Source organism: Nostoc sp. LEGE 12447, from assembly GCF_015206985.1.
GTDB lineage: Bacteria > Cyanobacteriota > Cyanobacteriia > Cyanobacteriales > Nostocaceae > Nostoc.
Map to the genome: position 1 here is coordinate 1 of NZ_JADEXT010000084.1, position 13,481 is coordinate 13,481.

The window sequence follows — 13,481 nt, forward strand, 5'->3', positions numbered from 1 at the left end:
TGTGATTGATGGAGTTCAAAGAAGAGGAGAAAAGGGGAACTACAGTACGCAACGTGTAAGATTTAACTCTAATTCTTCTGCTTAATCATTTGTTACATACCTATAAATTTTCTCCCCGACTTACTTAAACAAAAAAATCCTGAAGGTTGGATTTATAAAACTCAAGCAGAGATTGAGAAAGAAACTGGACTGACTCGGAAACAACAAGAAACAGCCCGAAAATTTCTTAAAGCCAGAGGATTACTCCAAGAAAAATATACCGGATGTCCCAGACGCTTAGAGTTTTGGTTGGATAAAGATGCTTTAAATCAACGTTGGTCAGCTTTTATGAACAATCTTGAGCTACCAATTGCGGAAATTATTTCATCTTGGACTCGCAGAGCAAAAAAATCTCAGGATGACGCTGATCAAAAACCCAGCATAATGCCCAATTCGGACAATATAGACAGCACCAATAGTGCAATATGTAATGACCAAATAGAGCAATATATATTGCCCCAATCATCCAGTACAGAATGCCCCGATAGTACAGCCTATAATGCCTTTCTTGGACATACTGTAATGCCTTCTTCGGACAATCTATCTATATATACAAAGAATACTTCAAAGATTACTTCAGAGATTACACACAATGCGCCCCTGGCTTCGCCACCCGCGCCCCCCACCCAAGAGAGTGTGTGTGAAAAAGAAGAACTTGATTTAACAACGGAAGAAATTGAAATTGAAGAACCAATTCCAGAAAAACCAAGTTTAGAAGAATCAACCCCAGAAGAACCAACCTTACAACAACCCACTTCGTTGTTAAAAAAATCTGAGTCTTCGCAACAAACCGATAACCCCTCCAGAGGATCAACTATTGCGGCGGGGTCGTTCGAGAAAGCCGAACAATCGAATAAGCCTCAACTGACCTGTCCTTACAAGACAGCCCGGAACGTGAAAGAACTGATTGATGCTTGGCTAACAGACCCGACTGCTATGAGTGATGATTGCGTGCCCCTGCTTGTTAGAGACTCAATCAAGTGGAATCGCTGGGTTTTACCTTGGCGCAATGGAGAGCGAAAGCTGAATAACCTCTACCAGAACTTCAACCCGATAGTCGTGGACTTCCTAGCACAAGAATTAGCCACTAAGTCGAAACGCTCTGCACGACAGGAAATAGATCATGCGATCGCAGTCATGAACACCTGGGAGAAAACCAAGGGTGGATGGACGAATTTGAATCAGCGTTTAAGCCAAGCTCAGAGTGCCAAAACTCAACGCCTTACCCAACAGAAAGCCATACAAACGGCTCACGCTGCCCCTAATGAGTTGAGGGCAGTACTACCCGAAATCAGACAAGCGCGGAGATTTACCAAAACAGAATTCAGGAGTAAGGAGTCAGCATTCAGAATTGAAGCTTGTGCAGCTGCGGGATGAATCATCGCTTAGACCAAGCCATTTCCATCCTCGAAATAAATTTTGCTGCTTGTTTATTCTGGCTCCTGAATTCTGGCTTCTGACTTCTGATTCGATTTTCAAAAATAGCATAGCAGGAGAAAAAGCGATGTTTTCATCAGATTTTGCCCCAGATAACGTAGTTTCAATGCCTAACCGCTTACCGCCCCAGGCGATAGAAGCTGAAGAAGTAGTACTCGGTGGCATTTTGTTTGACCCGGAAGCGATCGCTCGTGTGATTAAGATTTTGCAACCAGAGGATTTTTACGTTGGCTCGCACAAGAATATTTACCAAGCCGCAGTCAGATTGCACCAGTCTCAGCAGCCAACAGATTTATTGTTTGTCACAAGTTGGCTGGAATCTCATGGCTTGTTGCATAATGTTGGCGGAAGAAATAAACTTGCGTCCTTGCTTAACTCTTGCGTGTCAGCAGTTAACATCGATGCCTTAGCAGAATTAATTCGAGAAAAAGCACAATTGAGAGCGGTAATCCAAACAGCTTTACAAATGGCACGGGAAGCGATGGATGCTCCCTTGACTGAAACTACTGCCACTTCAGTCATCGAAATGGGACAACAAAAGCTTTTAGAGTTGCGCCAATTAACTATGCCTTGTCAGATGAAATTAATGGCTGATATCATCCCTGACGTTTATGCCGAGATTGAATTGGCCAACAACGGTGAAGATGCGATTGAGGTGAATGTCCCCACCGGATTCTATGATTTGGATTCGGTAATTGGCGGGATGCCCTTCGGTGCTTTGACCGTCGTTGGAGGTCGCGGCGGAATCGGCAAGTCCACCTGGGCATTAGATATTGGCATTCGGGCTGCTGCTAGCGGATTAACAACTGCTTATTTCGCTTTAGAGATGTCTGCCTCACAAATGGTCAAAAAGACCCTCGCAAGGCTGGCAGCACCCCATGTTCCTGCTGACCTGCTTTTTAAACGCAATGCACTTCGGGAATCTCATTGGAATCCTTTGGCTCAAGCTTGTGCTGATGCGATGGCATTACCATTTTGGTTAAATGACAACCCCGTAATTACCACATCACAAATCAAAGGTGATTTGCAAGATATACAAGCTCGTTGCGGGTCAGTCAGTTTGGTGATTGTGGACTATGTGCAGTTGATTGAACCAATGCGCCGTGAACGTGGGGAAAATCGTGTGCAAGAAATCGACTCCATCTTGAAACAACTCAGAGCGATCGCTAAACAATTCAATTGCGCGGTCTTGGGTTTAGCACAGTTAAAAAGAGAAGTTGATTCTCGCTCTGAAAAGCGTCCAACTAAAGCCGATTTTCGGGAATCGGGAGGATTTGAACAGGAGGCTGCTGTGATGTTGGGTTTGTACCGGGAAGATTACTACGACAAGCAGACTACCCAAAAAGGCATTTTTGAAGTTTCAGTTTTGAAAAGCCGGTTTAGTAGTGAAACGACTGTTAATCTCTTGTTTGACGAAAGATTTGGACAGTTTAAGAATTTAGCTAAGTCTCAATATTAAATACAACAGGAGTTAACCTGAGCATTGTAAGTGTTCATGCAAGCAGTATTCCAGCGAGGGAATCAGCGAAAAGATATAACAATTAAAAACTAATGTTGGTTCAGTCTAAATCCAAAAGGAGGAGAAGATTATGATGAAGATGAATTCCCTGACCATTGACAAAGTAAACAAAATCATTGAGCTTGCTAAGTTAGTTTATGGTTCAAAAACTCCCCAATCAATATCTGATATGAAATTAACAGATTCCAATACACAAGCTAAGGAACTAATCGAATTTTTGATTGATCGCCAAACATCAAACACTCCTATAAATAGATTGTCTGAGTACATAAATAATCTTTCTTCGGAGGAAACAGCAGAAGCTATAGCACTGATGGTACTTGGTCGTGGAGATTCTGGGAGACAACCATCGGATTTCCTTGAGTTAGTAAAAGAGGCTGAAGGAGTCGAAAGACATTATCTAGTTGAAAAGTCTTTATTAGCTAAATACCTACGTTCTGGATTGGAAAAACTAAATCTTAATTGAAATAAGGATGAAAAAAAAATGAGTTACGATAATACTGCCAAGTACTTAGCTGAATTGTATCCAGCCGAGTTTGCCAAGTGGTTGCTACCAGATAAGAATACAGAAGTTACAGTACTTAAAACTGAACTTTCAATAGATCCAATCCGCGCAGATTATGTGACATTTTTGCAAACAAGTAGTCGGATTTTGCATATTGAGTTTCAGACTCTCCCCAAATCTAATCCGCCGATTCCTTTGCGGGTATTAGACTATTACGTGAGATTGAAACGGCAATATAACACACCAGTAACCCAAGTCGTGATCTTCTTGCAACAAAGCAGTGACCCCATTGCATTTACTGAAGAATACACGGATGAGTTCACAATTCACCGTTATCGAGTTATACGGTTATGGGAACAAGATTCAGCTTTTTTTCTGGATAATCCAGCGCTATTGCCTCTTGCGCCTTTAACTCGAACTGATTCCCCAGCAAATTTATTATCCCAAGTAGCTCAAAACATCGCTAAAATTCCAGATAGGGATGAAAGGCAGAACATTGCTGGATGTACAGAGATATTTGCAGGTTTAAGGTTTGAAAAAGATTTAATTCGTCAATTTTTACGGGAGGATATTATGCAGGAATCTGTTATCTATCAGGATATTTTGCAGAAAGGAGAATTCAAATTTTTCTATCGCCAGCTAAATCGCCGTTTTGGAGAAATTGATATATCAATAATTGAACGAATTCGAGAATTATCTACGGAGCAACTAGAGGCATTAGGAGAAGCATTTTTAGATTTTTCATCAGTTGAACATTTAGTAGCTTGGTTAGACCAATTAGGATAATAAGGATAAAAGCGGAGGAAATGAGATCAAAACCTCCGCTCCCCAGTTTACTATTTCTCTGTCTTTATCATTCCACACTCTACAGATAATTAAAGACTTGAGTAAATCTGTAACTGCTAAAAATAACAACAAAATAAATGTGGAAATCAGCACATGATACTTTCCACTTTATACCAAAATGAACAGCTTTTATTTTCTCAGGTTCTATCAATAATGATCTTTCAAAACCTATAAATAAGAAGTTATTAGGCAGTTGTACAGTTGCATCTATATCTCTGATAATTGCCGCATCAGACGCTTATTTTCAGTCATTAGAGTTTTAAAACCTATGAAAGCGATATCCGTTCGTCAGCCTTGGGCATGGGCAATTATTTATGCTCTCAAAAATGTTGAAAACCGTGGCTGGCCCATTCATTATCGCGGCGACATTCTGATTCACGCAGCCAAGACTTGTACCAAAAAAGAGTACCAGTTAGCGAAAGAATTTGGCCATTGCATGGGGGTAGTAATCCCAGAATTAATCTCTTTACGTCGCGGTCAAGTTATTGGCATTGTCACAATAGTAGACTGTCAGTTCTCACAAGTTGCATCTGGCTGGGGGATGCCTGGGCAATATCACTGGAAGCTGGAGAATCCACGCGAGATTACACGATTCCTTACATTGGGCGGTTGGGAATCTTTGAAGTGCCGGATGATTTGGTGAGGGAGGTGGCTGCATGATTAAAACAGCCCGAAGTCATACGCTACTTCCAAAGCCAAAATCAGTAATAGTTAAGTTACCTAAAACACCCAAAAAATTCTTAGAAGACGACTTTAAAGACTCACAACTTCATAGCCAAGGATGCTTATACCCATACCTCCAAAAGAAAAATTTACTTGATGGTTCAATGATTTTTTGCCCACAATTTATAGGTGAGCGTGACCTAAACAACCCGATTCATTGGCGATAGGAATACAACTGGGAAGAACGAGTTAGGATTCCTCGAACATCATTAGAACCTTGTAAACAGTCCTGTAATATCCTCTTCTTCATTAATTAGCTTATTTTTGAAGCCGAGCTAATTCTGAAACTTCAGAGTCTGGTGAATTCTCGATACTTCTGTACTGTAAAACTTTAAAGAACCGGGTAATTCTCAGATAAAATCGTTAATAAGTCTTTTTATTTTGGCACAGGATAAAAAATTGGTTTCTTTGAAGAGTAGCTTCATCTTCTGTGTAACTTTCATTACGGTGAACTGCTTTTAACGTTCTGCTCTGCTATATTATGCAGCTTAAATGCAGATTAGCTTAACTAGATTAATATCAGCCATATTGTTACATTGAGTCTGAATTTGAGATTAAAAATAAGTATAGTCAAAAATCATACAAATTATCAAATACTTTGGTATAGCATATAACCATACAGCAAACAACAGTCCAGCGAGTGAACTCTCTTCCTTAGTTGGTAAGATAAGATGCATGAATAACGGGTTATTACTTAAGTTACATGCTATTTAAAGCTGCTTTAGTTACCTACTATCTCACTTGGGTCTTAACTTACACTTATGTTATATGATGGACCTATTTCCCCGATTGAAAGAATATAAACATGAACAGTTTTATAGCAAATTGGGTAGTGAAATTCCAAGTTTTTTGTAGATTATAATTTGGATTTTATATAAAGTTATATTTAATTTTTAAATAAAAATAATGATTAGGCGACTAGAAGGTTATCAGCACAAAGAAGTACTCCGAGAAGATAGTATTACAGTTCTTTATCGTGGAATTAAAGAGCTAGAAAGAACACCAGTACTAATAAAATATATTAAAACAGAGTATCCAACTCTTGAAGATATTGCTCGGTTAAAATATGAATATAAAATTCTTCATTCGTTAGATATTGCCGGAGTTGTCAAATGCTATGCATTAGAAGATAGCCATCAGTTCTGGGCAATGGTTTTAGAAGATTTTGGAGGGAAACCACTTCCAAAATATCTGAGTCAAAGAACGCTCGATTTAAGTGATTTTCTACACATTGGGATTCAGCTTGCCGAAGCACTTGTAAAACTTCATCAATACAAGGTTACTCACAAGAATTTAAAAACTACTAATGTGCTGTTCAATCCGCAAAATGGACAGGTTAAAATTGACGATTTTAGCCATGCTACCTATTTGGATGGAGAAAAGCAAACAATTAGTAATCAGAATATTTTTGAAGATACGCTTGCTTATATATCGCCTGAGCAAACAGGTCGGATGAACCGCTTAGTTGATTACCGTAGCGATTTCTATTCTCTGGGCATTGTTTTCTATGAAATACTGACAGGACAATTGCCTTTTCAAAGTACTGACCCCCTAGAACTCGTTCATTGCCATATTGCTAGAACTCCAATTTCTCCTTGTATCATTGCCGAAAATCTGGGTTTGGGGGAAATATCCCAGCCAGTTTCTGATGTTGTAATGAAACTTTTGGCAAAGACAGCAGAAGAGCGTTATCAAAATGCGTTAGGACTGAAAGCAGATTTGGAAATGTGTTTAAAATTGCTACAAAAGACTGGAGAAATTGCTGCCTTCCAAGTGGGGCAATTAGATTTATACAGCCAATTCTTGATTCCACAAAAACTTTATGGTCGTGAATTCGAGGTCAAAATTTTGATGGCTGCCTTTGAGCGTATCAGTCAAAGCACAACAGAAATGATGCTGGTAAGTGGCTACTCTGGGGTTGGTAAGTCATCCCTAGTCTATGAACTTCATAAGCCAATCGTGCGTCAGCATGGGTATTTTATCTTTGGCAAGTTTGATCAGTTTAAGCGCAATATTCCTTATGCTGCTTTGATTCAAGCGTTTCAAGAATTAATGCGGCAGTTGCTCACTGAAAGTAGCGAACGGATTAGTATTTGGCGGGCAAAACTGTTAAAAGCCTTGAGTGCTAATGGTCAGGTGATTATTGATGTGATTCCTGAAGTCGAGCGAATTATCGAACCCCAACCCGCAGTACCAGAACTGGGAGCATCGGAATCTGAAAACCGATTTAACCGCGTCTTTAAACAATTCATTCATGTGTTTTGTCAACTGGAACATCCTTTAGTACTGTTTTTGGACGATTTACAGTGGGCAGATTCAGCATCATTGAAATTAATTCAGTTGTTGATAAGTGACCCAAATAGTAAATATCTGTTGTTGATAGGTGCATATCGAGATAACGAGGTGAGTGTGACTCATTCATTAATGCTGATGCTCTCTGAACTTCAGCAAACTGGGGCAGCGATAAACAACATTGTGCTTCAGCCGTTACATCTGGTTGATGTTCGCCAGTTAATTGCTGATACATTTCAAAGCAATCAAGAGACATCACTTTTGATGCGCCACTCCGAGTCTACGCAATACGGTTCGGTTAAAGGGGAAAGGGAAAAGGGAAAAGGTTTTGAATACATCCTTTCCCCTTTTCCCCTTACCCTTTACCCAGACAACAAGGAAAGTGAAAAATGCTTATCCGAACCGTATTGCGAGTATAGGCACTCTTTAGCGGAATTAGTCTTTAATAAAACTCAAGGCAATCCTTTCTTTTTATCGCAACTACTCAAATCGCTTTATCAAGATAAGTTACTGTTTTTCAATTTTAATCAAGCTTGTTGGCAGTGGAACATTAAAAAGTTGTTAGATATCGACATTACGGATAATGTTGTTGAACTAATGATTAGCCGAATTCAAAAGCTATTGCCAGCAACTCAAAACGTTCTGAGGTTAGGTGCTTGTGTTGGTGACAAATTTACCTTGGAAGTGCTTAGTATTGTCAATGAGAAGTCTTTATCAGAGACGGCATTGGATTTATGGGAAGCGTTGCAAGTTGGGCTGATTTTGCCATTAAATCAATACTATAAAATTCCCCTAGTTATCGAGCTAGAGAAATTTAGTAAGAAATCTGATGGTGAAAATACTTCTCTCTTAACTGTTTCTAGCCCTCCAGCGATCGCTTATAAATTTCTGCACGATCGCGTACAACAAGCGGCATATTCACTTATTGCCAAAACTGAGCGTAGCCAAACGCATTTGAGAATTGGAGAATTGTTACTTGAGCATACACTAGAAGAGGAACTTGAACAGAACATTTTTGAAATTGTTAATCAATTAAATATAGGTACTCACTTATTAAGTCTACAGAAGCATAAAGATGAATTAGCAGCACTAAATTTGATGGCAGGTCAAAAAGCCAAGAGAGCTACAGCTTATGACCCGGCGCTAAAGTATTTAAAGGTAGGATTGGGATTACTTTCAGAAACGAGTTGGCAGACAAATTATGATTTAACATTGACACTGTATGTAGAAGCAACCTCAGCTGAATTTCTCAATAATAATTTTGTACAAACGGCGATTTTAGTAGATATTGTTTTAAGCAATGCTAGAAATATTATAGATAAAGTTAAGGTATATGAAATTCAAATTCAATATAGCGTTTCGCAGAACAAATTAAAGGAAGCGATCGCTATTATCTTACAAGTACTAGAAATGCTGGGAATTACTCTAAGTCAAGAGCTTCCTCATGCCTTAACCAAACAGTATGAAGATTCCTTGACGATTGAGAGTTTAAGTAGCTTGCCACCGATGACTAACGATTATAAATTGGCAGCAATGCGAATTTTGATGACAGCAGGCCCTCCCACTTATTTTGCAGATGCTCAGTTATTCACCTCAATTATTTTCACGATGGTGGATCTGTGCATTCAATATGGAAGTTCGGCGATGGCGGCCTATGGCTATGCTTGTTATGGTTCGGTTTTGGCAGGTCAGTTAGGAGAAATTGACGCTGCGTATCAATCTTGTTTGTTAGCTTTACAACTTCTCGATCGCTACAATGCCAAAGAACTAAAAGCTGAAATTTGCGAAATTTTTAACGGTCATGTTAGACATTTTAAAGACCCTCTCACTGCCGTATTAGAACCAATGTTAGAGGGAATTCAAAGTGGTTTGGAAGTTGGCAAAGTTCAATATGCCTCATATATTGCTGCTTTTTATTCATCTGCTTTGTTTTATACGGGTGAAAACTTAGAAAGCGTCGCTCAAAAGCTCGAACATCGTTTAGAATTACTCAATAGTTTGAGCAATCAAGTTTGCATTGATTATGCCAAAATCTGGCAGCAAATGGTAGCAAATTTACTAGGTAGCTCCACACATAAGTTTGAATTAGTTAGCGATCGCTTTAACGAAACAGAAATTTTAAAGACGTTAATTGCAGCTGATAATCAAACAGCTTTATCTGCCCTGTACCTGGCTAAAACTAACCTGCTGTATCTATATAAAGAATATGCTCAGGCAATCGAAAATGCCAGGATTGCAGAACGTTATATCGGTAGTGTTATGGGGACAATAAATGTCTCCGAACATAGTTTTTATTATATGCTGGCTTTGCTTGGGCAGTATCCTCATACAACTGTTGAAGAACAACATCAGTACTTGCAAATAGTCCAGTTGCGCCAACAGCAGATGGAAAAATTAGCGAATGCTGCACCCATGAACTTTTTGCATAAGTATGAGTTGGTTGAAGCAGAAAAAGCAAAAGTTTTAGGGCAACACTATCGAGCAATGGAGTATTACGATCGCGCAATCCAAAACGCACGAGAGCATGGTTACTCTCAAGAAGAAGCTCTAGCTGCGGAATTGGCGGCAGAATTTTACTTTGTATGCAAAAAAGAACGTCTTGCTAGAGATTATTTAACAGATGCTTACTACGGTTATTTGCGGTGGGGCGCAATTGCAAAAGTTCAAGATTTAAAAGAACGTTACCCCCAAGTCTTCCCTGGCGACCGAGCGCTAACAAATATAGGGATTACAGCTAACGATACAATTGGACTCGATTTAGCAACATTAGATTTAGCTACTGTCATCAAAGCTTCTCAAGCACTTTCTGATGAAATTATTCAGAGTAAATTGCTTGACAAATTAATGAACAGTATGATTGAAAATGCGGGAGCAAGAACCGGGATGCTTCTTTTACAACAATCAGACCAATGGCTTCTAGTAGCTGAGGGATTTATAGATAGAGATAACGCTATTTTGTTGCCAGCTAAACCAATAGAAACAAGTCCAATTTTGCCTGTAGCATTAATTAACTATGTTGCTAGAACTCAATCGACTTTAGTATTGGATGACGTAGCGGAGGAAAAACTTTTTATTGACGATCCTTACATTCGGAACAATCGGCCTAAATCTGTGCTTTGTTTGCCGATTATTTATCAAAGTAAACTCAAAGGTATTCTTTATTTAGAAAACAATCTCGCTAAATGTGCGTTTACTCAAAACCATGTGAAAGTGCTGAGTTTATTAGCTTCCCAAGTAGCAATTTCTCTGGAAAACGCGGAACTATACCAAGAATTGCAAACATATTCGCAAAAGTTAGAAAGCAAAAATGCCGAGTTGAATCAAATCAATTTATCACTAGCGGCTGAAATTAGCGATCGCCAGCGCAAAGAAGTTGAGCGCCAGCAAGCCCAAGAAGCACTGTTTCAAGAAAAAGAGCTAGCCCAAGTGACATTGCAATCAATTGGAGATGCAGTTATCACAACGGATTCCCTGGGTCTAGTACGATATCTTAATCCGGTCGCCCAAAAGCTGACAGGCTGGAGTCAATTAGAAGCACAAGGATTGCCACTTTCTGAAGTATTTCAGATTGTTAACGAAACTACTCGTGAACCAGTGATAAATCCGCTGGAAACAGCTTTGTATGAAGGGAAAACCGTTGGTCTTGCCAATCATACAATCTTAATTGCGCGTAATGGGGATGAGTTTCCCATTGATGATTCCGCTGCTCCAATTCGTGCTAGCAACGGTGAGATAATTGGAGCAGTCATGGTATTTCATGATGTGTCCCGTAACCGCAACTTATCTCGACAACTTTCCTGGCAGGCTAGCCATGATGCTTTAACTGGACTGGTAAATCGACGCGAGTTTGAACACTACCTGGAGCAGGCTATTAACGATGCCAAAATGCATAACCAGCAATACGCCCTCTGCTATCTAGATTTAGACCAATTCAAAATCGTCAACGATACCTGTGGTCATCTTGCTGGCGACGAACTCTTGCGTCAAGTGACAGCATTATTTCAAAGTCAAGTGCGTAAGACAGATACTTTAGCCCGCATCGGTGGGGATGAATTTGGCTTGCTTCTCAATCAATGCTCACTAGAACAGGCACAACGAGTTTGCAATTCTATACGCCAAAAGGTTCAGGAGCTTCGATTTATATGGCAAGAAAAGCTTTTTACAATTGGCACTAGTATTGGATTAGTTATGATTAATACGCAGAGTGAAAGTGTTGCTCATGTATTAAGTCTTGCAGATGCCGCTTGCTATGCAGCTAAAAATCGCGGACGTAATCGGGTACACGTTTATCAAGTAGACGATATCGATCTACTACAACAGAAAGGCGAAATGGAATGGGTAACGCGTATTGCTCATGCTTTGGAAGAAAATCGATTTTGTCTCTACTACCAAACGATTATTCCAGTTTTGCAAACTGAGATGAAACAACAACATTATGAAGTCCTTTTGCGTTTGCAAGATGAAAATGGGGCTTTGGTATTACCTATGGCATTTATTCCTGCCGCAGAACGTTATAACCTCATGCATTTAATCGATCGTTGGGTAATTCGTACCCTATTTGCTACTCAAGGGCAACAATACCGTGATACCTGGAATGATTGCCAATCAAAGAATCAGCAATGCAATTCTATTTATGCGATTAATCTTTCAGGTGCAAGTATCAATGATGAGCATTTTATTGAATTCATACATGAGCAATTTGCTTTGCATCAGATTCCCCCCCAAATGATCTGCTTTGAGATTACTGAAACTGTTGCTATTAGTAACTTAAGTAAAGCTGTTTTATTTATTAGTGAATTAAGAAGCCTTGGCTGCCGCTTTGCATTAGATGACTTCGGTAGTGGAATGTCATCTTTCACTTATCTTAAAAACCTGCCTGTAGATTTTCTCAAAATTGATGGCAGTTTTATTAAGCAGATTTTGGATAATTCTATTGATTTAGCAATGGTTGAAGCAATTAATCATGTTGGGCATATTATGGGACTTCAAACTATTGCAGAGTTTGTTGAAAATGATGCCATTTTAGAAAAAGTTAAAGCTATTGGGGTGGATTATGCTCAAGGTTACAGCATTGCCGAGCCATGTCCTTTTCTCTGACTTTAACTATAACAAAAACTATGAGACACTGTTAGCAAGTGACTAATTTTATACTGCTGAGAAACAATTGTGTGTTCGTTATCTTCTGAGTCGCTTAAAGTAACGGAGTAAGGTTTATTTTAGCCCAAGATTGAACCTGAATCAACTTCCCACTAATGTTTGAGCAATTCTTGGTAAAAGGACTCTCCACGCAATCTGACTGCTCGTGGCCGGTAAACAATGCACTGCACGACAATTACAATTGCCGACAATGGGTGCAAACTCTCTTGAACCCACCTGTGCAATAAAAAACTGTCCGCCTTGTAGAACCAGAGCATTTTTAAGTATTGGAGGGCAGCTGTGACAAGGGTAATTCAAGGGGCGATGTCATACCAAAAAGCCGAAGACGCGTCTACTGTTTTGTAAAGAGAGTACTTTTCAAATTGACTAGATCGCACGCATTGAACAAATAATGCTATCACTTGCCGAACAACAAGCCACTACTCAAGTGCAACTAAATAGCCTAGCACTTATCCTGCATATTTTACAGCTTTACAAGCGTGCCATTCGTTCAAATCTGATAATTTCAGTGATTTTACGATTCTTTTAAAATTTTAACTAAATTAATATAAATCATAATTTTATTAAAAATACAAGTTAAATAATAATTTAAATTAAACATAAAGAAGGTTTGAAACCACATTTATTCAATTTCCCATTAAATATTTTTTTAGAAAATTCAGGTAAAATTAGTTACTTAAAAACCGCAATATACTATTAAAGAAATGAACAAAACTATAAAAAGCAAGCAAACAATTATTGATTTTAAGAAAATTGTAGAAAATAGTAATAATCTTATTTTTGCACTGACAATTGAGGGAATATTTTCTTATGTTTCTCCTAACTGGACTGAAATCTTAGGGCATGAGGTTGAAGAGGTTATAGGAAAATCATTTGCTCCTTTCATGCATCCCGATGATTTACCAATCTGTGCAGATTATTTTGAAAGAGTTTTGACAACAGGTCAAAAGCAAGATGCAATTG

Annotated in this window: 8 protein-coding genes; all 8 read left to right on the forward strand. The window is 39.0% G+C overall.

Annotation, left to right across the window (positions count from 1 at the left end):
* Positions 1–327: 327 nt before the first annotated feature.
* On the forward strand, positions 328–1,416 hold the full coding sequence (locus IQ274_RS37110; protein ID WP_228058601.1) for a hypothetical protein: 1,089 nt from the start codon (positions 328–330) through the stop codon (positions 1,414–1,416).
* A 127-nt stretch (positions 1,417–1,543) separates the two neighbouring features.
* The gene (locus tag IQ274_RS34915; protein ID WP_194145063.1) at positions 1,544–2,935 is read left to right on the forward strand and encodes a replicative DNA helicase; all 1,392 of its coding nucleotides are present in this window, start codon (positions 1,544–1,546) and stop codon (positions 2,933–2,935) included.
* 130 nt (positions 2,936–3,065) lie between these two features.
* Positions 3,066–3,461: a DUF3775 domain-containing protein gene (locus tag IQ274_RS34920; protein ID WP_228058602.1), complete on the forward strand. Its 396-nt coding sequence runs from the start codon at positions 3,066–3,068 to the stop codon at positions 3,459–3,461.
* Positions 3,462–3,479: 18 nt separating this feature from the next.
* Positions 3,480–4,286, forward strand: coding sequence for a DUF4351 domain-containing protein (locus tag IQ274_RS34925; RefSeq protein ID WP_194145064.1), 807 nt, complete (start codon positions 3,480–3,482; stop codon positions 4,284–4,286).
* Positions 4,287–4,614: 328 nt separating this feature from the next.
* Positions 4,615–4,989, forward strand: a complete 375-nt coding sequence (locus IQ274_RS34930; RefSeq protein WP_228058603.1) for an ASCH domain-containing protein — start codon at positions 4,615–4,617, stop codon at positions 4,987–4,989.
* Positions 4,990–5,002: 13 nt separating this feature from the next.
* Positions 5,003–5,236 (forward strand): hypothetical protein, encoded by a 234-nt coding sequence (locus tag IQ274_RS34935; RefSeq protein ID WP_194145065.1) that lies wholly within the window; start codon positions 5,003–5,005, stop codon positions 5,234–5,236.
* Between the two features lie 739 nt (positions 5,237–5,975).
* Positions 5,976–12,458, forward strand: a complete 6,483-nt coding sequence (locus IQ274_RS34940; protein ID WP_194145066.1) for an EAL domain-containing protein — start codon at positions 5,976–5,978, stop codon at positions 12,456–12,458.
* 764 nt (positions 12,459–13,222) lie between these two features.
* Positions 13,223–13,481: PAS domain-containing protein (locus IQ274_RS34945; RefSeq protein WP_194145067.1), on the forward strand; the 259-nt coding region annotated here is incomplete at its 3' end.

What these genes read in the sequence shown, in the direction of transcription:
- IQ274_RS34940 (WP_194145066.1), top strand. Translation starts at nt 5,976, where the DNA reads ATGATTAGGCGACTAGAAGGTTATCAGCACAAAGAAGTACTCCGAGAA.
- IQ274_RS34930 (WP_228058603.1), top strand. Translation starts at nt 4,615, where the DNA reads ATGAAAGCGATATCCGTTCGTCAGCCTTGGGCATGGGCAATTATTTAT.
- IQ274_RS34935 (WP_194145065.1), top strand. Translation starts at nt 5,003, where the DNA reads ATGATTAAAACAGCCCGAAGTCATACGCTACTTCCAAAGCCAAAATCA.
- IQ274_RS34920 (WP_228058602.1), top strand. Translation starts at nt 3,066, where the DNA reads ATGATGAAGATGAATTCCCTGACCATTGACAAAGTAAACAAAATCATT.
- IQ274_RS34915 (WP_194145063.1), top strand. Translation starts at nt 1,544, where the DNA reads ATGTTTTCATCAGATTTTGCCCCAGATAACGTAGTTTCAATGCCTAAC.
- IQ274_RS34925 (WP_194145064.1), top strand. Translation starts at nt 3,480, where the DNA reads ATGAGTTACGATAATACTGCCAAGTACTTAGCTGAATTGTATCCAGCC.
- IQ274_RS37110 (WP_228058601.1), top strand. Translation starts at nt 328, where the DNA reads ATGAACAATCTTGAGCTACCAATTGCGGAAATTATTTCATCTTGGACT.